This is a genomic window from Streptomyces sp. NPDC051064 (assembly GCF_044455985.1).
In the GTDB taxonomy this organism is placed as follows: Bacteria; Actinomycetota; Actinomycetes; order Streptomycetales; family Streptomycetaceae; genus Streptomyces.
This window is the reverse complement of sequence record NZ_JBITFK010000001.1, coordinates 109,305-130,514: the sequence shown is the minus strand read 5'-3', so window position 1 is coordinate 130,514 and position 21,210 is coordinate 109,305. Positions and strand designations below refer to the sequence as shown.

Below are 21,210 nucleotides of genomic sequence, written 5' to 3'. Positions count from 1 at the left end.
CCGCGGTGCCGCGTCGCGTGAATTGCGTGGGCCCGGTCCTAGTACGGCCAGATCGGCGGGTCCGTGACGAAGTGGCCGCCGATGTGGGCGTGGTCGGGGTTCGCCGGGTCCAGCTCCCCGTGTTCGGCGACGAGCTTCTCCGCGTACTGCTCGGAGTCGTCCTGCGGCTCGTAGCCGAGGGAACGGGCCGTCGTCAGGTCCCACCAGAGCCGGGTGTTGTCGGAGGAGCCGTAGACCACCGTGTGCCGCACGTCCTCTGCGGTGAGGGCCGCGTGGAACAGGCGCGCCCCGTCGCCGGGGCTCATCCAGACGGAGAGCATCCGCACCGACGTCGGCTCCATGAAGCAGGAGCCGATCCGCACGGAGACGGTCTCGATGCCGTGCTTGTCCCAGTAGAACTGCGCGAGGTCCTCGCCGAAGGACTTCGACAGGCCGTAGAAGGTGTCGGGCCGGCGCGGGGTGTCGACCGGGATCAGCGGGTCGCCGGCGACCGGGCGCGGGGTGTAGCCGATGGCGTGGTTCGAGGAGGCGAACACGATGCGCCTGACGCCCTCCTCGCGTGCCGCCTCGTAGAGGTTGTAGGTGCCCTCGATGTTGGAGCGCAGGATCTTGTCGAACGAGGCCTCGAGGGAGATGCCCGCGAGGTGGACGACCGCGTCGACGCCCCGTACCGCTTCCCGCAGCGCGGCCTTGTCGCCGAGGTCGGCGGTGACGGCGTCCGGTTCGCCCTCGATGGGCGTGAGGTCGAGCAGCCGGAGGTCGTAGCCGTACGCGGGAAGCAGTCCCCGCATGAGGGTGCCGAGGCCGCCGGCGGCGCCGGTGAGAAGGACGGTGCGCGGAGCTGGCATTCGGGGGTCTCCTCGGTGCGGGCGCAGGGTGCGGGCGCGACGTGCGCGGACGGGGTGATGCGGTGCTGCGTGGGGGTGCGGGCGGCGGGGTGCGCCAGGCACGCCGAAGTCACGCGACCGCCCGAGGCGTCAAATCCATGGGCAGCATTCACATGCGTGGACACGCTAGGAACTCGCGGCGGACCCGTCAAGTGTCGCTCGGTCCGGGTGGGTTCGTCCCGAGGCTGGGTGTTCCTGTCTTGACCGGCGCAGCACGGCTGCTTTAGCGTGGCGGCGTTCAGAGATATGGACACCGATCATAATTGTGCACGACTGAATCTGCACAGGGAGCGCCCGTGACCTCAGCCCCTCTTGCCGCCCGACTCACCGATGCCGCCGGGCCGCTCTTCTTCCCCGTCACCGCCTACGGACCGGACGGCGCCGTCGACCTCGACGCCTTCCGCGCGCACGTGCGCAAGGGCGTGGACGCCGGTGCCGCGGCCGTCTTCGCCTGCTGCGGCACCGGCGAGTTCCACGCACTGGCCCCGGAGGAGTTCCGGCTCGTCGTCCGGGCGGCCGTCGAGGAGACCGCGGGACAGGTGCCCGTGGTCGCCGGTGCCGGTTACGGCACGGCGCTCGCGATCCAGTACGCGAAGCTCGCCGAGGAGGCGGGGGCGGACGGGCTCCTCGCCATGCCGCCCTATCTCGTCGTCGCCGGCCAGGAAGGGCTGCTGGCCCACTACACGGCCCTCGCCGCCGCCACCTCCCTGGAGACGGTCGTCTACCAGCGGGACAACGCGCTCTTCACCCCGGAGACCGTCGTCGCCCTGGCCCGGACCCCGGGGATCATCGGCCTCAAGGACGGCTACGGCGACCTCGACCTGATGCAGCGCATCGTCAGCGCCGTGCGCACCGGGCTGCCCGGCGAGGAGTTCCTGTACTTCAACGGGCTGCCCACCGCCGAGCTCACCGGGCTCGCCTACCGGGGCATCGGCGTCACGCTCTACTCCTCCGCCGTCTTCGCCTTCGCCCCGGACATCGCCCTGGCGTTCTACCGGGCGCTGGACTCCGGTGACGACGACCTGGTCAACGCCCTGCTCGACCACTTCTACCGTCCGCTCGTCGAACTCCGGGCCAAGGGCCACGGTTACGCCGTGTCGCTCGTGAAGGCGGGCGTCCGGCTCGAGGGTCTGGCCGTCGGGACGGTGCGCACCCCGCTCACCGAGCCCCCGGCCGTGCACATCGAGGAGCTGACCTCGATCATCGCCAACGGCCGCGCGGTCCTGGAGAAGTACCGCGCGGGTGAGGTGAAGTGAAGGCCTCGGCTTTCCTGTACCCCTGGGACGTCGTGGGGGACCCGGACGCCCCCGCCCGCCTCGCCGGCCTCGGCGTCCAGCAGGTGACGCTCGCCTCCGCCTACCACTCCACCCGGGCCCTCACCCCGCGCCACCCCGGCCGCCGGATCGTGACCGCCGAACACGCGGCCGTGCTCTACCCGCCGGACGCCACGCGCTGGGCGCGGCGTGAGCTGCGCCCCTACACGCAGTCCTGGGTGGCGGGGGAGGACCCGTACGCCGAGGCGGCCGAGGCCCTCGCGGGCGCCGGCCTCCAGGTGCACTCCTGGGTGGTCCTCGCGCACAACTCGCGCCTGGGCGCGGAGCACCCGGACACCTCCGTGGTCAACGCCTACGGTGACCGCTACCCCTGGGCGCCGTGCATCGCGCAGCCCGCCGTCCGCGCGTATCTGGTGGACCTGGCGGCGGAGGCGGGCGCCCGCCCCGGGGCGTCGGGCACCGAGCTGGAATCGTGCGGCTGGTACGGCTTCGCCCATCTGCACGCCCACGACAAGACCTCCGGGGTCGCGCTCGGGGACGCGGCGCAGTATCTGATGTCCCTCTGCTTCTGCGCCGACTGCCGGGCCGGCTACGCCTCCGTGGGGCAGGACGCCGAAGAGCTGCGCACCGCCGTGCGCCACGCCCTGGAACCGGTCTGGGCCGGATCGGGTTCCGGTGAGCAGGGCTGGGCCGGGGTGGAGAAGCTGCTCGGCGCCGGCCTCGCCGACGCCACCCGGCGGTGGCGCGCCCCTGTCGCCAGAGGGCTCCAGGAGGCCGCAGTCGCCGCCGTAAGGGGAGCGGCACCCGGGCCGGACTTCCAGGTCCTGCTCCACGCCGATCCCGCCTCCTACCGCACCGGGGCCAACGTGGGGGTCGACCCCGCGCACATCCTCTCCACGGCGGACGGCGTCGTGCTGCCCTGCACCGGTGGCGCAACGGCACGCGAGGCCGTTCTCGGGCCGTTCGCGGAGCTGTCCGGGGTGCTGGCGGCGAACTTCAACGTGGTGAGCGGCATGGGCGGCAGCCCCGGCACGCTGGAGCGGGACGCCGCGCACGCGGCCTCGCTCGGCGCGAACGAACTGCGCCTCTACCACGCGGGCCTGGCCTCCGGGCCGGACCTGAGCGCCGTCGCGACCGCCCTCTCCGCCGTCCGCGGCGGCTGATCCCGGCGCGTTCCCCACGCGCGAAGAACTCAGGTCCCCGGCGTGCGGCCGGGGGCCTGAGTCATGTCCGCCCGGGGGTGCGAGGGCCGCCCCCGGAGGACGCGGATCCGACGTTCGCGGAACTTCTTTTGCCAGAAGCGTTGACGAAACATTCCCACCGCTCTAGCTTCATCGCGTCGTACTTCGTACGTCATATATGAGACGCGATACGCGAGATGTGAGAGCTCTTCACCCATGACCTTTGCGCCTGCCCCGATTCCTTCCAGGACCCAGTACGTGCTGGAGGCGATCAAGCACGCGATCCTCACCGCGCAGCTGAAGCCAGGGCAAGCGCTCGTGGAGACCGAACTCGCCGCGCAGTTCGGGGTGTCGAAGACGCCCGTACGCGAGGCACTGAAGACGCTCGCCGGCACCGGGCTGGTCGTCATGAGCCAGTACAAGGGTGCCACCGTGCGACTCGTCGACGCGGCCATGGCCCGGGAGGTGTACGACGTACGCCTGCTCCTCGAGCCGGAGGCGCTGCGCCGCTCCATGACCCGCAAGGTCTCGCTCGAAGCGGCCCAGGAGGCCCTGGAGCGTGCCGACTCGGCGATCGACAAGGCGGACAGGTCACTCGCCAACCGGGATTTCCACCGGGCCCTCTACCTGCCCTGCGGGAACCCGCTGCTCGCCCGGATGCTCGACGAGATCCGCGACCAGGCCGCACTCGTCTCGACCGTGGCCTGGTCGGCGAACCCGTCCTGGGAGCGCGAGGCGGCCGAGCACCGGGAGATCCTGCGGCTCGCCCTCTCCGACGACGCGACGGCCGCCGTGAGGGCCCTGCACGACCACATCGCATCCTTCGTACGCCGCGCATTCCCCGACGACGAAGACGGGGGTGACACAGCGTGAACCACCAGCTGGACGTGTATCACCAGCACCTCGACGAAAGGCCAGTCCGCATGGACCTCTCCCCGCTGAAGGCGGCCCTCGCTGACGTTGTGGCGATCCCGGTGACCCCGTTCGCCGAGGACGGGAGCATCGACGTCCCGGCGCACCGCGCACTGCTGCGACGGCTGCTCGACGGCGGCGTCCGCATCGTCACCCCGAACGGCAACACCGGTGAGTTCTACGCACTCACCCCCGACGAGCGGCGCACCGTCACCGAGCTGACCGTCGAGGAGGCCGGAGGCCGTGCCACCGTCCTGGTGGGGGTCGGCCACGACGTGCCGACCGCCGTGGCCGCGGCCGAGCACGCCAGGGACGCCGGGGCCGAGATGGTGATGGTGCATCAGCCGGTGCACCCCTACGTCTCGCAGGAGGGCTGGATCGACTACCACCGGGCCATCGCCGAGGCCGTTCCCGGGCTCGGGGTCGTCCCGTACATCCGTAACCCGCTGCTCGCCGGCGAGCGCCTCGCCGAGCTCGCGGACAGCTGCCCCAACGTCATCGGCGTGAAGTACGCCGTCCCGGACGCCGCCCGCTTCGGCGCGTTCGCGCGGGACGCCGGCCTGGAGCGGTTCGTATGGGTCGCCGGGCTCGCCGAGCTCTACGCCCCCTCCTACTTCGCGACCGGCGCCAGCGGTTTCACCTCCGGACTCGTCAACGTCGCCCCCGGTGTCTCGCTCGCCATGCTGGAGGCGCTGCGGGCGGGCGACTACCTCGCGGCGATGAAGGTCTGGGAGCAGATCCGCCGCTTCGAGGAACTGCGCGCCGACCAGCAGTCCGCCAACAACGTGACGGTCGTCAAGGAGGCCCTGTCCTCGCTCGGGCTCTGCCGCCGCGACGTACGCGCACCGAGCCGGGCACTGCCCGAGGAGCAGCGCGCCGAGGTCGCCGGTCTGGTCGCCGGGTGGTCGGTATGACGGACAACGGCACGGCGGGCCGCATCGCCCCCGAGGAGCTGCGCAGCCATCAGTGGTGGGGCACGGACGGGCTCCGCTCGTTCAGCCACCGCGCCCGTACCCGGCAGCTCGGCTACCTCCCCGAGGAGCACCTGGGCAAGCCGGTCATCGCGATCCTCAACACCTGGTCGGACATCAACCCCTGCCACGTCCATCTGCGCGACCGCGCGCAGGCGGTCAAGCGGGGAGTCTGGCAGGCGGGCGGCTTCCCCCTCGAATTCCCGGTCTCCACCCTCTCGGAGACCTTCCAGAAGCCGACCCCGATGCTCTACCGCAACATGCTGGCGATGGAGACGGAGGAGCTGCTGCGCTCCTACCCCGTCGACGGCGCCGTGCTGCTGGGCGGCTGCGACAAGTCCACGCCCGCGCTGCTGATGGGCGCCGCGTCCGTCGACCTGCCGACGGTCTTCGTGCCCGCCGGGCCGATGCTGCCGGGGCACTGGCGCAACGAGGTCCTGGGCTCCGGCACGGACATGTGGAAGTACTGGGACGACAAGCGGGCCGGCCTGATCGGCGACTGCGAGATGGCCGAGCTGGAGAACGGGCTCGCCCGCTCGCCCGGCCACTGCATGACGATGGGCACCGCCTCGACCCTGACGGCGGCCGCCGAGGCACTGGGCGTCACCGTGCCGGGTGCCTCCTCCATCCCGGCCGTGGACTCCGGTCACGACCGGATGGCGGCACAGTCCGGGATCCGGATCGTCGAACTGGTGTGGCAGCAGCTGAAGCTGTCGCAGCTCCTCACGGCGGACGCCTACGAGGACGCGGTCGCCACCGTTCTCGCCCTTGGCGGCTCCACCAACGCCGTCATCCACCTGATCGCCATGGCGGGCCGCTCCGGGGTGAAGCTCACCCTGGACGACTTCGACCGCATCGCCCGCACCGTGCCCGTCCTCGCCAACCTCCGCCCCGGCGGGAAGTACCTGATGGAGGACTTCCACTTCGCCGGAGGGCTGCCCGGGTTCCTGGCGCGGCTCACCGACGTGCTCCACCTGGACCGGCCCACCGTCGCGCACACCACGATGCGCGAACAGCTCGACGGGGCGCTCGTCCACGACCCCGACGTCATCAGGGAGCGGGACAACCCTCTGGCGGAGGAGGGCGGTGTCGCGGTCCTGCGCGGCAACCTCTGCCCCGACGGCGCGGTCATCAAGCACATCGCCGCCGAGCCGCACCTGCTGCGCCACACCGGTCCCGCGGTCGTCTTCGACGACTACAAAGAGATGCAGCGCACCATCAACGACCCGGCCCTGGCCCTCACCCCCGACCATGTGCTGGTGCTCCGCAACGCCGGCCCCAAGGGCGGCCCCGGCATGCCCGAGTACGGCATGCTGCCGATCCCGGACTACCTGCTGAAGCAGGGTGTACGGGACATGGTGCGGATCTCCGACGCCCGGATGAGCGGCACCAGTTACGGGGCCTGCGTCCTGCACGTCGCGCCCGAGTCCTTCGTCGGCGGACCGCTCGCCCTGGTCCGCACCGGTGACAGCATCACGCTGGACGTCGAGGCGCGGCTGCTCCACCTCGACGTGACCGACGAGGAGCTGGAACTCCGCAGGTCCGAGTGGACCGAGCCGCCCGCCCGTTACGGGCGCGGTTACGGCGCGCTCTACCAGGACCAGATCACCCAGGCCGACACCGGATGCGACTTCGCGTTCCTGGCACGGCAGGGAGAAGTGCCCGACCCGTACGCGGGCTGAAGCCGGGCGAAGGGAATTCCGCGCACCGCCCCGTCCGGGATCTCGAACGGCATGCGGTAAGCGCTTGCACCATGCACCGAAAGCACGGCACATCCAGCACTTTCCACAGATCGGAGACGCGTCATGGCCCAATCCGCAGCCGTGGCCACACCGCCCCCCAAGGGGAAGGCGTCCAAGCGCCGCTCGGCCACCCCCCGCCGCCTGCCGTATCTGCTGATCGCGCCCGCGGGCCTGCTGATGCTGGGCTTCATCGCCTACCCGGTGGTCAGCGTCTTCTACTACAGCCTGCAGAACTACAACGTCACCAAGCCGTGGCGGAACGGCTTCGCCGGCTTCGACAACTTCACCAAGATCTTCACCGAGGACGAGCAGTTCTGGCCGACGCTCGGCTTCAGCGCCCAGTGGGTCTTCACGCAGGTGACCCTGCAGCTCGCACTCGGTCTCGCCCTCGCGCTGATCGTCAACCAGACCTTCATCGGCCGCGGCATATCCCGCGCCATGGTCTTCTCGCCCTGGGCCGTCTCCGGGGTGCTGACCAGCACCATCTGGATCCTGCTCTACAACTCCTCGACCGGCTTCAGCCGCTACCTCGCGGACGCCGGGATCGGTGAGTACGGCACGTCGGTCCTCTCCGACACCGGGACCGTCTTCTGGGCGGCGACCATCTCCGAACTCTGGCGCGGGGTCCCCTTCTTCGCCATCCTCATCCTCGCCGACCTGCAGTCCGTCTCCAAGGAGCTGTACGAGGCGGCGTCGGTGGACGGCGCGGGCCGGCTGCGGCAGTTCTTCCACATCACGCTCCCGCACCTGCGCGACGCGATCATCCTGGCCACCCTGCTGCGCGGGGTCTGGGAGTTCAACAACGTCGACCTGCTCTACACCCTCACCGGCGGCGGACCGGCGGGCGAGACCACCACCCTGCCCCTCTACGTCGCCAACACAGGCATCGAGGGCCACGACTTCGGATACGCCTCCGCGCTCACCACCGTCGCCTTCGTGATCCTCCTCTTCTGCTCGATCGTCTATCTGCGCCTGAGCAAGTTCGGAGGCGACAACAAGTGACTGCCGCACTCGTGGAGAAGAACGACGCCCGCACGCCGGGACTGTCCGGGGGCAACGACCTCCCGCCCCCCTCCTCGCACCGCCGGACCAAGCGTGAGCGGGCCTTCGACGACGTACCGCGCTGGCAGATCTACGTGCCGCTCGGGATCTATCTGCTCTTCACCCTCATCCCGTTCTACTGGATGTTCCTCTTCGCCGTACGGCCCGCCGGCTCCACCTCGCTGGTGCCCTGGCCGATGACGGGGGACCACTTCTCCAAGGTCTGGAACGAGCGCAGCTTCGCCCTCTTCTTCCAGAACAGCATGATCGTCGGCGTCGCGACGCTGATCGCCACGACCCTGGTCGCGCTGGCCGGCGGCTACGCCCTGGCCCGGTTCGACTTCAAGATCAAGGGCGCCTTCATGCTGGCGCTGCTCTGCTCGCAGTTCATCCCGGGCGCCCTGATGCTCGTGCCGCTCTTCGAGATCTTCAAGAACCTCCAGATGATCAACTCCCTGGGGAGCGTCGTCATCGCGGAGACCGTCTTCCAGCTCCCCCTCTCGATCATCCTGATCAGCGGCTTCATCAAGAACGTGCCGGTCTCCCTCGAGGAGGCCGCCTGGGTGGACGGCTGCTCGCGCTTCAAGGCCTTCTGCGCCGTCGTCCTGCCGCTGCTGCGCCCCGGACTGATCGCGGTCGGCTCGTTCGCCTTCGTCCACAGCTGGAACCACTTCCTGTTCGCCCTGATGTTCCTCAGCGAGCAGGACAAGCAGACGATCCCGGTCGGCCTCAACACCCTCATCGGCGCCGACAGCGTCGACCTGGGGGCGCTGGCCGCGGGCGGTGTCATCGCCGCCGTGCCCGTGGTGATCGTCTTCGCCTTCATCCAGAAGTGGCTCATCACCGGCTTCAGCGCCGGCGCCGTGAAGGGATGACGTACATGACCTGGAAGCTCCGCCCCCGTACCGCGCGCCGCGCCGGTGCCGCGCTCGCCCTGCTGCTGGGCAGCACGGTCCTCCAGCCGGGTGCCCAGGCGGCCACCGCGTCGCCGGACACGGCGCCGGAGACGGCCGCGACGGCTCCCGGCCGGGATCTCGGCCGGGAGGTGCTCGCCGACGACGACGGCTGGGCCGCGGAAGGCACGGGAACGACCGGAGGCTCCGCGGCCGACGAGGACCACGTCCTCACCGTGCGCAACCGGGCCCAGCTCGTCGCGGCGCTCGACGGCGGCAGCTCCGTCCCCAAGATCATCCGGGTGGCCGGCACGATCGACGCCAACACGGACGACCGGGGACGGCGGCTGGACTGCGCCGACTACGCCACCGACGGTTACGCCCTCGACGCCTATCTGGCCGCCTACGACCCCCGTACGTGGGGTGGCGCCAAGCCCGCCGGGGTGCAGGAGGACGCCCGCAAGGCGTCCGCCGCCCGCCAGGCCGAGCGCGTCGAGCTGCCGGTCGGCTCGAACACCACGATCGTCGGGATCGGTGCGGGAGCCGTGCTCAAGGGCGCGAGCCTCCAGGTCGAGGACGCCGACAACGTCATCATCCGCAACCTCGAACTCCGCGACGCCTACGACTGCTTCCCGGCCTGGCAGCCCAACACCGGCGGCCTCGGCGACTGGAAGACCGCGTACGACACGCTGTGGCTGCGCGGCGCCACCCACGTCTGGGTCGACCACGTCACCGCGAGCGACAAGGGCCACCCGGACGACCGGGAGCCCACCTACTTCGGGCGCAACTACCTGCGCCACGACGGGCTCCTCGACATCACCAACGGCTCCGACCTCGTCACCGTCTCCTGGAGCCGGTTCGCCGACCACGACAAGGCGATGCTCATCGGCAACGGCGACGGCGTGACCACCGACCGGGGCAAGCTCCGCGTCACCCTGCACCACAACGAGTTCCACTCCGTCGTGCAGCGCGCCCCCCGGGTCCGCTTCGGCCAGGTCCACCTCTACAACAACCGTTACGTCATCCCCGAGGACGGCGGCCACCGCTACTCCCTCGGCGTCTCCACCGAGTCCCGGATCGTCGCCGAGAACAACGCCTTCGAGACCCCGGGCCACGTCGAGGTCGCCGACCTGCTGAAGAGCTGGAACGGCAGCGCCCTCACCCAGCGCGGCACCGTGTTCAACGGCTTCCCGGTCGACCTGGTCTCCATCTACAACGCCTACAACTCCGGCAGCGAGGCCGATCTCGCCACCGACACCGGCTGGACACCCACCCTGCACGGTCCCGTCGACAGCGCCCGGGGCGCCGCCGCCGAGGTGGCCCGCGAGGCCGGAGCGGGGAGGGCCGCCCGATGAGCGCGACCACACCCCTCCCCGTCGTCCTGGCCGGAGCCCGCGGCCACGGCCGCTGGCACCTCGCCAACATCCGCCGCCTCCAGCACCAGGGCCTGGTCAGGCTGGCCGGCGTCTGCGAACTGAACCCGCTGACCGACGCCGAACTCGACATGTTCGCCGACGAGATGCCGGAGCAGTCCGCCGACTTCGGGGCCCTCCTGGACTCCACCGGCGCGCGCGCCGCCATCGTCTGCACCCCCATCCCGACCCACACCACACTGGCCCTCACCGCGGCGGCCCGGGGCGTCCACCTCCTCCTGGAGAAGCCGCCCGCCGCCACCTGGGACGACTACGCCCGCATGGCCGATGGAGTACGGGAGGCGGGCATCGCCTGCCAGATCGGCTTCCAGTCCTTCGGCTCGCACGCCGTGACGGCCATCAAGGACCTCGTACGCACCGGAGCCATCGGCACCGTACGGGGCATCGGCGCCGCCGGGGCCTGGGTCCGCGACGACGCCTACTTCCGGCGCGCGCCCTGGGCCGGCCGCCGTCGGCTGGGCGGGACCGACGTGGTCGACGGCGTGCTCACCAACCCGCTGGCCCACGCCGTCGCCACCGCGCTCGAACTCGCGGGCCGGGGAACGGCCGAGGACGTCGCGTCCATCGAGACCGAGCTCTTCCGGGCCCACGACATCGAGTCCGACGACACCAGCTGCGTCCGGGTCACCACCAGCGACGGGCTGCCGGTGACCGTCGCGGTCACCCTCTGCGCGGAGGAGGCCGGCGAACCCTATGTGATCGTCCACGGCGACCGCGGCCGCATCACCTTCTGGTACAAGCAGGACCGGGTCCTCGTCCAGCGCGCCGGACACGGCCCGGAGGAGACCGTGCACGGACGGACCGACCTCCTGGAGAACCTCGTCGACCACCTGGAGCACGGCACCGCGCTCCTCGTACCGCCGGAGCGCACCGGCGCGTTCATGCGGGTCCTCGACGCCGTACGCACCGCCCCCGAGCCCACCGCGCTGCCCGCCACCGCCTGGCACACCCGGCCCGCCGACACGGGCGACGGCGTACGGCGCATCGTGCGCGGCATCGACGGCACCGTCGCCGCCGCCGCCGACACCCTCACCCTCTTCTCCGAACTAGGCGCCTCCTGGGCGCGACCCAGCGAGGTGAGCACCTCATGACCACCGCACTCCTCAGCTGCGCCGGACGCCCCGTCGGCCGCTACACCTACGGGAACGGGACCGACAGCCGCCCCTATCTGCACCCCGTCACCACGCTCGCCGGCACCCCCGTCACCGAGGAGCGTCCGGCCGACCACATCCACCACCTCGGCGCGTCCGTCGCGGTGCCCGACGTGGCCGGACACAACTTCTGGGGCGGCCGCACCTTCGTCCGTGACCAGGGCCCCACCGAGCTCGACAACCACGGGACGCAGCGCCACCTCGGCTGGAAGCTGCGCGACCCGGACGGCTTCGTGGAGGAGCTCAGCTGGGAGGCCGACGGCGCCGAGCTGCTGCGCGAGCACCGCACGGTCGCCGTCGCCGAGATCTCCGACACCGCCTGGGCGCTGGACTTCTCCTTCTCCCTCTCCAACCGCGGCTCCACGGACCTCTCCATCGGCAGCCCCGCCACCAACGGCCGCCCCGGCGCCGGTTACGGCGGCTTCTTCTGGCGCGCCCCCAAGGAGGCCGCGCCGCCCGCCGTGTTCAGCGGAACGCTCGACGGCGAGGAAGCCGTCCACGGCAGGGCCGCCGACTGGCTGGCCCTCGCCGGGGACGGCTGGACGCTGGTCTTCGCCGGCGCGACCGACGAGACCCGGCGCGACCCGTGGTTCGTGCGGACCACCGCATACCCGGGGGTCGGCTCCTCCCTCGCCGCCGACCGCCGGCTTCCCGTCCCCGCCGGGGACACCGTCGTGCGCCGGGTCGTCACCGTCGTCGCCGACGGACGCCTCGACCGGGACGCCGCGGCCGCCCACGTCCGCAAGGCGGTCTCCGCATGACGATGCCCTGGACGGCCGACCTCGGTGACGGCACCTACCGCAACCCGGTCCTGAACGCCGACTGGTCCGACCCCGACGTCGTACGCGTCGGCGACGACTACTACCTCACCGCGTCCAGCTTCGGCCGCGTCCCCGGACTGCCCCTGCTGCACTCCCGTGACCTGGTCAACTGGACCCTGGTCGGCCACGCCCTCGACCGGATCGGACCGGACGCCGACTTCGCCGTGCCCCGCCACGACTGCGGGGTGTGGGCGCCCTCACTGCGCCACCACGCGGGACGCTTCTGGATCTTCTGGGGCGACCCGGACCACGGCATCCAGCAGATCAACGCCGAGGACATCCGCGGCCCCTGGAGTGCCCCGCACCTCGTGAAGTCCGGCAAGGGCCTGATCGACGCGTGCCCCCTGTGGGACGAGGAGACCGGCGAGGCCTACCTGGTGCACGCCTGGGCGAAGTCCCGCTCCGGCATCAAGAACCGCCTCACCGGCCACCGGATGAGCCCCGACGGCCGGGAACTGCTCGACGAGGGCACGACCCTCGTCGACGCCGACACCATCCCGGGCTGGTTCACCCTGGAGGGCCCCAAGCTCTACCGCCACGACGGCTGGTTCTGGATCTTCGCCCCGGCCGGGGGAGTGGAGACCGGCTGGCAGGGCGCCTTCCGCTCGCGGACGTTCGACGGGCCCTACGAGGAGCGGGTCGTCCTCGCGCAGGGCACCACCGAGGTCAACGGCCCGCACCAGGGCGGCTGGGTCAGGACCGCCGCCGGTGAGGACTGGTTCCTGCACTTCCAGGCCCGCGGAGCGTACGGCCGTGTGGTGCACCTCCAGCCGATGCGCTGGGAGGGAGGCTGGCCGGTCATCGGCGACGAGGGCGAACCCGTCCTCGTGCACCGTCGCCCCAGCGCCCCCGAGCAGCCCGTCGAAGCACCCGCCTCCAGCGACGACTTCCCCGGCGGCCGCTACGGCCGTCAGTGGCAGTGGACGGCCAACCCGCGGCCCGGCTGGACGGTCGGGCACGGCGGCGACGGGCTGCGCCTCAGCTGCGTACGGACCGCGTACGCCCACGATCTGCGCGCCCTGCCCAACATCCTGGTGCAGCGGCTGCCGGCCGAGGAGTTCACCGTCGAGACCGGCATCACGCTGGACTCCGCCGAACCCGGGGCCAAGGCCGGGCTCGCCGTGCTCGGGGACGCCTTCTCGTGGATCGGCCTGGAGGCGGGAGCCGACGGGACTGCCAGGCTCGTGCACCGGTACGCCGAGACCGTCGCCGAGCACGAGCGGGACGCGGAACACCCGCGCCCCGCGCCCGGGGCAGCCGTCCGCGTCCGTATCGAGGTCACCCGGGGCGCCCGCTGCCGCTTCTACGCCGACAGCGGCGACGGGGCCGGCTTCCAGGCGTCCGGCCAGGTCTTCGCGGCCACCCCCTGGCGCTGGGTGGGAGCGCTCCTAGGCCTCTTCGCCACCGCGCCGGCCGGCAACGGGCCGTCCGGAACAGCCGGCTTCACCGCATTCCGCACCACCGGAACACCACCCAGAACCTGACCCCGCACCGCTTTGGGAGAGTCGCAATGACGCACCTCCGTACCGAGCGCACCAGAACGAGAACACTGTGCACGGCGATCGCACTCGCGGCCGCCTTTCTCCTGCCCACCGCCCCCGGCGGGGCGTCGGCCGCCACCGGGTCACCGCCCGCGGCGCACCACGGCGGCGCCACACCGCACGGCTTCGCCTCGCTGGCGGGCGGCACCACAGGGGGCCGGGGCGGCGAGGTGGTCACCGTCACCGACCAGGCGGGCCTGGAGCGGTACGCCGGTGCCGAGGAGCCCTACGTCATCCGGGTGGCCGGCTCCATCGCCGTCGAACCCTTCGGCGCGGACATCGACGTCACGTCGGACAAGACCATCGTCGGGGTGGGCGACACCGGCGAGATCGTCCACGGCGAACTCCACCTGAACCCGGGCACCAGCAACGTCATCATCCGTAACCTCACCATCCGCGACTCTTCCCCAAGCTCTCAACTACGTTCGAGCAGGGGAGACCCCAATGTCGAGGGTGACTGGGACGGGAAGACCACCGACTTCGACGCGATCCAGATGGACACCGCCGACCACGTCTGGATCGACCACAACCGGCTGACGCACATGGGCGACGGGCTGCTCGACATCCGCAAGGACAGCCAGTACATCACCGTGTCGTACAACCACTTCGACAACCACAACAAGGCGCTCGGCATCGGCTGGACCGAGAACGTCACCACGCAGATCACGATCGACCACAACTGGTTCAGCGGCACGAAGCAGCGCAACCCGTCCGCCGACAACTGCGCCTACGCCCACCTCTACAACAACTACCTCTCCGCGCAGGTCGCGGACGGGGACCCGCTGTGGACGTACGGCAACTGGGCGCGCGGCGCCACGAAGATGGTCATCGAGAACAGCTACTACCGGGACGTCCAGCACCCCTACCAGGCCGATGCCACGGCCGAGCTGGTCCAGCGCGGATCGATCCTGAAGAACACCACGGGCCGCACCGACGCCTGGGGCGCCGCGTTCGAACCGCGTGACTTCTACCCGTACACGCTGGACCGCGCCGCCGACGTACCGAGGCTCGTGACCCGGAACGCGGGTCCGCAGGAGTACATCGGCACCGCCCCGCACCGCACACACCACTGACCCTCCCCCCACGTACGCGTACAGATCCGAGAGAGAAGAGCCGACATGAACATCTCGAAGACGCTCCGGGGGCGTACCGCGACCGCGGTGTCCCTCACCGCGGTCCTGGCACTCGCGGCCACCGGCTGTGGCGACGACGGCAGCAGCTCAGGCACGGAGGGCAGCGGGAAGGGCGAGATCACTTTCTGGGACAACAACGGTGGTCCGCGCACCGCCATCTGGACCGAGATCATCAAGGACTTCGAGAAGAAGAACCCGGACATCGAGGTCAAGTACGTCCCGATCCCGATCGCCGACGTCCAGTCCAAGTACGACACGGCCATCGCGGGCGGCGGCCTGCCGGACGTGGGCGGCGTCGGCACCGCGTACCTGGCCAACATCGTGTCCCAGGAGGCCCTGGAGCCGATCAGCGACCGGCTGGAGAAGTCGGAGCTGAAGGGCAAGCTCGTCGAGAACATGGTCGAGAGCGTCAGAGCCGCGGCCGGCCGGGGCGACGACATGTACACCGTGCCGACCTCCGCGAACAACGGCGCGCTCTGGTACCGCACCGACCTGTTCGAGGCGGCGAAGCTGGAGGCGCCGACCACCTGGCCCAAGTTCTACGAGGCCGCCGACAAGCTCACCGACGCGAAGAACAACAAGTTCGGCTACACCATCCGCGGCGGCGCCGGCTCCATCGCACAGGCCCTCGACGCGATCTACGGCCAGACCGGCATCACGGACTTCTGGGACGGCGACAAGACCACCCTGAACGACCCGAAGAACGTCGCGGCACTGGAGAAGTACGCCGCCCTCTTCAAGAAGACGACGCCGGCCGCCGACGTCAACAACGACTTCACCAAGATGGTCGCCCAGTGGGACACCGGCACCATCGGGATGCTCAGCCACAACCTCGGCTCCTACCAGGACCACCTGAAGGCGCTGGGCGAGGGCAAGTTCGCCGGCATACCCGCCCCCATCGGGGAGGGCGGCACGCGCGTCCAGGTCTCCAACCCCGTCGACGGACTCGGCCTCTTCCGGTCCAGCAAGAACAAGAACGCGGCCTGGAAGTTCATCGAGTTCGCGGCCTCGCACGAGTCCAACAGCAAGTGGAACGAGTCCGCGGGCGCCATCCCGGCCAACACCGAAGCGGCCAAGGACCCGTGGATCAACGAGGCCGAGCCCACCGCGCTCGCCGCGAAGGCCCTCACCGACGGCTCAACCAAGATCGTCGACCTGCCGTACTACCTGCCCGACTGGAACAACATCAGCAAGGCGGACAACGAGCCGGAGTTCCAGAAGCTGCTCCTCGGCAAGGTCACGGCCAAGGACTTCCTGGACAAGATGGCCGAAGAGCTGAACACCGCCCAGAAGGAGTGGAAGGAACTGGGCAACGGCTGATCCCGGCTGTCCCACCCCAGCCCCACCCCCGATGACCGGGGGACCGGCGGCGGTCCGGGTCGCACCCCGCCGCCGGTCCCTCTTCCCGCGCACCACCACACGTTCGTCCTCCGAGAGAGGCAGTCAACCTGTGTCACTCACCCGCAGACGGACGGCAGCCGCGCTCCTCGCGCTGCCCCTCGCCCTCTCCGCCACTCCCGCGTTCGCGCACGGCGGTGGCGGCGGCCGGCCCGGGCCCCGGACACTCCACATCGCGGGCGACTCCACGGCGGCCCAGAAGTACGCGGACGCCGCGCCCGAGACCGGCTGGGGCATGGCCCTGCCCTTCTTCCTCGGCCGGTCGCTCGCCGTCGCCAACCACGCGATGAACGGCCGGAGTTCCAAGAGCTTCATCGACGAGGGCCGTCTCACCACCCTCCTGGACGGCGTCCGCCCGGGCGACATCGTCATCGTCCAGTTCGGGCACAACGACGAGAAGACCGAGGACCCCGCCCGCGGCACCGACCCGTACACCACCTACCAGGAGTACCTGCGCCAGTACGTCGAGGGCGCCCGCGCCCGACGCGCGGAACCCGTGCTGATCACCCCGGTCGAGCGCCGCCGGTTCGCCGAGGACGGCACCGCGAAGCCCACCCACGGGGAGTACCCCGCCGCGATGCGCGCCCTGGCGTCCGAGGAGGACGTGCCCCTGCTCGACATCCAGGCGCTCTCCCTCGCCCGCTGGCAGGAACTCGGCCCCGACGGGACCGAGGCGTACTTCAACTGGCTGGAGCCCGGCGAGTCGCCGAACTACCCCGACGGCAAGCAGGACAACACCCACTTCCGGCCCGACGGCGCGGTCGAGGTGGCCAGGATGACCGCCCGCGCCCTGCTGGACCGGCGTGTGCTGGACCGGCGCGACCTGCGCCGCCTCGGCGAGCCGGTGCCCGGGACGTGGATCACCTGGCCCCAGGCCTGACCCCCGCTCCCCGCACTCCTCCTCATTCCATTCCCCGTACGACAGTTAGGGATCCGCCATGCCCGCACGCATGAGACATGTCCGCGCCATCGCCGTGGTGACGGGCTGTGCCTCGCTCGCCCTCGCCGTGAGCTTCCCCGCCCAGGCCTCGTCCCACCACGGCAAGGGGATCGAGCGCGCCGTACTTCCCTCGGGCGACGGCTGGGCCGCGGCCGAGGGCTCCACCACGGGGGGCTCGAAGGCCACCCCCGACCACATCTACACCGTGAGCAACCGGGCCGAGCTCATCGCCGCCTTCGAGGAAGCCGGGGACGCGCCGAAGATCGTCAGGATCGCCGGCACCGTCCACGGCAACTCCGACGCCGCCGGCACCCCGATCGGCTGCGAGGCCTACCAGCAGGACGGCTACACCCTGGAGAAGTACCTCGCGGCCTACGACCCGGCCGTCTGGGGCACCGACGCGGTCCCGTCGGGCCCGCTGGAGGACGCCCGCGTCGCGTCCGCGAAGCTGCAGGCGGCCGCGGTCAACGTGAACGTCCCGTCCAACACCACGCTCGTCGGCGTCGGCAAGGACGCCACGATCATCGGCGCCAGCCTCCAGGTGAAGAACGTCTCCAACGTCATCGTCCGCAACATCTCGTTCGAGGACACCTACGACTGCTTCCCCCAGTGGGACCCCACCGACGGTGACCAGGGCGCCTGGAACTCCGAGTACGACAACCTCGTCGTCCACGGCTCCAGCCACGTCTGGGTCGACCACAACACCTTCGGCGACGGCGACCGCCCCGACGCCGGCCAGCCCCACTACTTCGGGGAGGTGTACCAGCAGCACGACGGCCTCTTCGACATCGTGCGCGGCGCCGACCTCGTCACCGTGTCGTGGAACGTCCTCAAGGACCACGACAAGACCATGCTCATCGGGAACAGCGACGGCGCCGGGGCGAGCGACCGGGGCAAGCTCCGCGTGACGCTGCACCACAACCTCTTCAAGGACGTGAAGGAGCGCGCGCCCCGCGTCCGCTTCGGCCAGGTCGACTCCTACAACAACTACTTCGCCGCCACCGAGGGCGCCGCGTACGGCTACACGTACGGCATCGGTGCCGAGTCCCACCTCGTCGCGGAGCACAACGCCTTCACCGTGCCCGCCGGCTTCGACAAGGCGACCATCCTCAAGAAGTGGTCCGAGTCCTCCCTCACGGCCGGTGACAACTACGTCAACGGGCGGAAGACCGACCTGATCGCCGTGCACAACGCGGGCGTTCCCGCCGAGCAGCTCACCGAGGGAGCCGGCTGGACCCCGACGCTGCGCACGAAGGTCGACCACCCCCTCGCCGTCCCCCTGCTGGTGGGGATCCAGGCGGGTGCCGGCAAGACGTCGGCCCGCTGACCCCACCCCCGGACCGGCCGGAGCGGCACCGCACCCTTCCACCACCCCGGAAGGCGCCGCTCCGGCCCGTCCCCTCTTCGCAAGGAGTACCGCCATGCCCAGCAGACGCAGCGCGCTGACCCTCTTCGCGGGTGCGGGCGCGGCCCTCGCCCTCGGTACGCCCGCCGCCATGGCCCGGCCCGCGCACCCGCGCCCCTTCGGCCGCTACGGCTCGCCGTCCCGCCGGCTCGACGCACGGACGCTCTACGTCGACCCGCGCGGCAGGGGCGACCACACCGACGTGCGGTCCGCCGTCGACGCCGCGTCCGGCACCGGCCGCACCCTGGTGCTCGCGCCCGGCACCTACCGCTCCACGGTCCTCGTCACCGCCGACCGGGCGGAGCTCACGCTGATCGGCGCGAGCGGCGACCCGCGTGACACCGTCCTCGTGTACGACAACGCCGCCGGTACGCCCAAGCCCGACGGATCCGGCACCTACGGCACGAGCGGATCGGCCACCGTCACCGTCCAGGCCGCCGGTTTCACCGCCCGCGACGTGACCTTCGCCAACGACTGGCTGCGCTCCGACAACCCGGAGTACACCGGCACCCAGGCCGTCGCGATCAAGGTGCAGGGCGATCGCTCCGCTTTCCACGGCTGCCGTTTCCTCGGCCACCAGGACACCCTGTACGCCGACTCCCTCGCCCTCACCGCCTTCGCCCGGCAGTACTACCGCGACTGCTACGTCGAGGGAGACGTCGACTTCGTCTTCGGCCGCGCCACCGCCGTCTACGACCGGTGCCACTTCCGCACCCTGACCCGCACCGACCTGGCCTCGGCCCCGTACGGCTTCGTCTTCGCCCCCAGCACCGCGGGAGCCAACCCGCGCGGCTACCTCGTCCTGCGCTCCCGGATCACCAGCACCGCCCCCGACGCGTACTACAAGCTGGCCCGCCCCTGGGTGCCCTCCTCGGACCTCACCGCGCACCCGATGCTGACCGTCCGCGACAGCCACCTCGGCGCGGGCATCGACGCGGTCACGCCGTACGGCACGATGTCCTCGGGCTTCCCGTGGCAGGACCAGCGCTTCGCCGAGTACCGCAACACCGGCCCGGGCGCGCGCCTCACGGTCCCCGGCAACCGCCCGCAGCTGACCGCTTCCGAGGCCCGGGCGCACACCGCGGCCGGATACCTGGGCGACTGGCGCCCCTACGCGTGAACCTGGGCATCACCCGAGGGGTTCTCCCCGCCTTCCACGAGCGGCTCAGGGACGAACTCACCTTCCCGCTCTCCTGGGAGAGGTCCGCGGGCCGTGACTTCCCGGCCTGGCGCGCCGAGGCGCGCGCCGTGGCCGGGGAGTCGCTGATGCAGCCCCCGGCTCCCGGCCCCGAGCCCTCCGACCCGGTGACCGTCGAAGCCGACGCCGGCCCGTACACCGCGCGCACCGTGGAGTTCGCCCTCAGCCGTTACGGGCGGGCGACCGGCCCACCACCACCGTCCGGCCGGACACCGGCCACGCCTTCACGGCTGCCATGCAGGACGAGGTGTTCGCCTGGCTGGACACATGGCTGGGAGCTCCGGTCCGAGAGCCCGCTCCGGGGCCTGCGGCTACGTCCGGTGCCGGGTGCGGCCTGCCGCCTTCTTCGTGACCGTCTTCGACGCGGACGACTTCTTCGCCGCGGCCTTCCCGGCCGGCGGCTTCCCGGCCGCGGCCTTCCTGCTCCGGCTCGCCTTCTTGGCGGGAGCCGCGCTGCGGGGCTTGTCCGGCTCGCCGGAGCCCTCAGGAGCCCTGCGCCTGCGGCGGGCGGCCGGGCGGCCGGATTCTTCGCCCTCTTCCTCCCCGCCGGCCTCGTCGACCGCCTCCGCGGCGCTGCGGCCCACGTCCTCGACGGCGGAGCCCGCTGCGTCGCCGACGCCCTCCACCGCCGTGCCCGTGCCCGCCCCGACGGACTCGACCGCGGTCCCCGCTCCCTTGCCGACCTCGCTCACCGCCGCGCCGGCGCCCTCGCCCAGCTCCCCTGCCGCCCTGCCGGTGCCGGCCCCGACGTCCTCGACCGCCGCACCCACTCCGCGGGTCAGCTGCTCCAGGATCTGGGGGTTGCGGTCGACCGTGGCCAGCAGCCGGGTGACGATGGCGGCGATGTGGTGGAGCCGCACCTTGAGCTGCGCCTGGACGTCCACGCCCTCGATACCCAGCTGGACCCGGCCGAGCCGAACATCCGCCCCGACGTTCAGCTTGAGGAGGTCGAGCACCTCGGCCTGCAGGGAGACGTGGGCCTCGAGGTCGTCGACCTCCAGGTCCAGCTTGTCCACATGGAGTGCGGGAACGTCCAGGAAGACATCTGACGGCCCCTCATCGGGACCGTCACCGTCCCCCGGGACCGCGATCTCGGCCTCCGGGTCCCGGTCCTCGCGGCCGGTGCTGTCGGAGCTGGGCATGGTGTGCGCACATCCTCGGTAGGTTCCCCGAGCAGGATCCTCACGTCCAAGTGTCGACCGGGCGAAACCATGACGCAATCGCCGGTGCCGTCCGCCGCCGGACGGCGCGGTCCGCCCCCACCGGCCAGGTGCGACAGGTGGGGGCGG

At 71.3% G+C, this 21,210-nt stretch carries 17 protein-coding genes and 1 pseudogene; 16 read left to right on the top strand and 2 right to left on the bottom strand.

Annotated elements, in window-relative coordinates; genetic code table 11:
* Positions 1-38 precede the first annotated feature (38 nt).
* The gene (locus ACIBCU_RS00635; RefSeq protein WP_362934600.1) at positions 39-848 is read right to left on the bottom strand and encodes an NAD(P)-dependent oxidoreductase; all 810 of its coding nucleotides are present in this window, start codon (positions 846-848) and stop codon (positions 39-41) included.
* Positions 849-1,183: 335 nt separating this feature from the next.
* On the opposite strand from ACIBCU_RS00635, the gene ACIBCU_RS00630 reads away from it, so the two are divergent.
* The 16 genes and pseudogenes from ACIBCU_RS00630 (at position 1,184) to ACIBCU_RS00555 (ending at position 19,843) form a co-directional block, all read left to right on the top strand.
* Positions 1,184-2,143: a 5-dehydro-4-deoxyglucarate dehydratase gene (locus ACIBCU_RS00630; protein ID WP_399228274.1), complete on the top strand. Its 960-nt coding sequence runs from the start codon at positions 1,184-1,186 to the stop codon at positions 2,141-2,143.
* Positions 2,140-3,324, top strand: coding sequence for a hypothetical protein (locus ACIBCU_RS00625; protein ID WP_399228272.1), 1,185 nt, complete (start codon positions 2,140-2,142; stop codon positions 3,322-3,324). Before ACIBCU_RS00630 ends, ACIBCU_RS00625 begins: the two co-directional genes overlap by 4 nt.
* Positions 3,325-3,558: 234 nt before the next feature.
* A complete protein-coding gene (locus tag ACIBCU_RS00620) occupies positions 3,559-4,215 on the top strand; it encodes a GntR family transcriptional regulator (RefSeq protein WP_362934591.1) in 657 nt (218 codons plus the stop codon).
* A gap of 50 nt (positions 4,216-4,265) precedes the next feature.
* Positions 4,266-5,168, top strand: coding sequence for a dihydrodipicolinate synthase family protein (locus ACIBCU_RS00615; RefSeq protein ID WP_399229709.1), 903 nt, complete (start codon positions 4,266-4,268; stop codon positions 5,166-5,168).
* Entirely contained in the window at positions 5,165-6,907 is a 1,743-nt protein-coding gene (gene araD / locus ACIBCU_RS00610; protein ID WP_362934588.1) for an L-arabinonate dehydratase, read from the top strand. Before ACIBCU_RS00615 ends, araD begins: the two co-directional genes overlap by 4 nt.
* A 123-nt stretch (positions 6,908-7,030) precedes the next feature.
* Positions 7,031-7,969, top strand: coding sequence for a carbohydrate ABC transporter permease (locus tag ACIBCU_RS00605; RefSeq protein ID WP_104789979.1), 939 nt, complete (start codon positions 7,031-7,033; stop codon positions 7,967-7,969).
* Positions 7,966-8,883 carry a carbohydrate ABC transporter permease gene (locus ACIBCU_RS00600; protein ID WP_393755275.1) on the top strand — a complete coding sequence of 306 codons (918 nt, stop codon included), beginning with the start codon at positions 7,966-7,968 and terminating at the stop codon, positions 8,881-8,883. Before ACIBCU_RS00605 ends, ACIBCU_RS00600 begins: the two co-directional genes overlap by 4 nt.
* Positions 8,884-8,888: 5 nt before the next feature.
* Positions 8,889-10,256, top strand: coding sequence for a polysaccharide lyase family 1 protein (locus ACIBCU_RS00595; protein WP_399228268.1), 1,368 nt, complete (start codon positions 8,889-8,891; stop codon positions 10,254-10,256).
* The gene (locus tag ACIBCU_RS00590; protein ID WP_399228266.1) at positions 10,253-11,425 is read left to right on the top strand and encodes a Gfo/Idh/MocA family protein; all 1,173 of its coding nucleotides are present in this window, start codon (positions 10,253-10,255) and stop codon (positions 11,423-11,425) included. Before ACIBCU_RS00595 ends, ACIBCU_RS00590 begins: the two co-directional genes overlap by 4 nt.
* Positions 11,422-12,246, top strand: coding sequence for a PmoA family protein (locus ACIBCU_RS00585; RefSeq protein ID WP_362934578.1), 825 nt, complete (start codon positions 11,422-11,424; stop codon positions 12,244-12,246). The genes ACIBCU_RS00590 and ACIBCU_RS00585 overlap by 4 nt, the downstream gene beginning before the upstream one ends.
* Positions 12,243-13,790 carry a glycoside hydrolase 43 family protein gene (locus tag ACIBCU_RS00580; protein WP_362934575.1) on the top strand — a complete coding sequence of 516 codons (1,548 nt, stop codon included), beginning with the start codon at positions 12,243-12,245 and terminating at the stop codon, positions 13,788-13,790. Before ACIBCU_RS00585 ends, ACIBCU_RS00580 begins: the two co-directional genes overlap by 4 nt.
* A gap of 26 nt (positions 13,791-13,816) precedes the next feature.
* Positions 13,817-14,896, top strand: a pseudogene (locus ACIBCU_RS00575) (polysaccharide lyase family 1 protein); the annotation flags it as partial.
* 69 nt (positions 14,897-14,965) lie between these two features.
* The gene (locus tag ACIBCU_RS00570; protein ID WP_399228263.1) at positions 14,966-16,300 is read left to right on the top strand and encodes an ABC transporter substrate-binding protein; all 1,335 of its coding nucleotides are present in this window, start codon (positions 14,966-14,968) and stop codon (positions 16,298-16,300) included.
* Positions 16,301-16,430: 130 nt separating this feature from the next.
* Complete coding sequence (locus ACIBCU_RS00565) at positions 16,431-17,258, top strand: rhamnogalacturonan acetylesterase (protein ID WP_399228261.1); 828 nt, start codon at positions 16,431-16,433, stop codon at positions 17,256-17,258.
* Between the two features lie 58 nt (positions 17,259-17,316).
* A complete protein-coding gene (locus tag ACIBCU_RS00560; protein ID WP_399228259.1) occupies positions 17,317-18,645 on the top strand; it encodes a polysaccharide lyase family 1 protein in 1,329 nt (442 codons plus the stop codon).
* Positions 18,646-18,739: 94 nt separating this feature from the next.
* The gene (locus tag ACIBCU_RS00555) at positions 18,740-19,843 is read left to right on the top strand and encodes a pectinesterase family protein (RefSeq protein ID WP_399228257.1); all 1,104 of its coding nucleotides are present in this window, start codon (positions 18,740-18,742) and stop codon (positions 19,841-19,843) included.
* Positions 19,844-20,232: 389 nt separating this feature from the next.
* On the opposite strand, the gene ACIBCU_RS00550 is transcribed toward ACIBCU_RS00555, so the two are convergent.
* Positions 20,233-21,063: a hypothetical protein gene (locus tag ACIBCU_RS00550; protein ID WP_399228255.1), complete on the bottom strand. Its 831-nt coding sequence runs from the start codon at positions 21,061-21,063 to the stop codon at positions 20,233-20,235.
* Between the last annotated feature and the right edge of the window lie 147 nt (positions 21,064-21,210).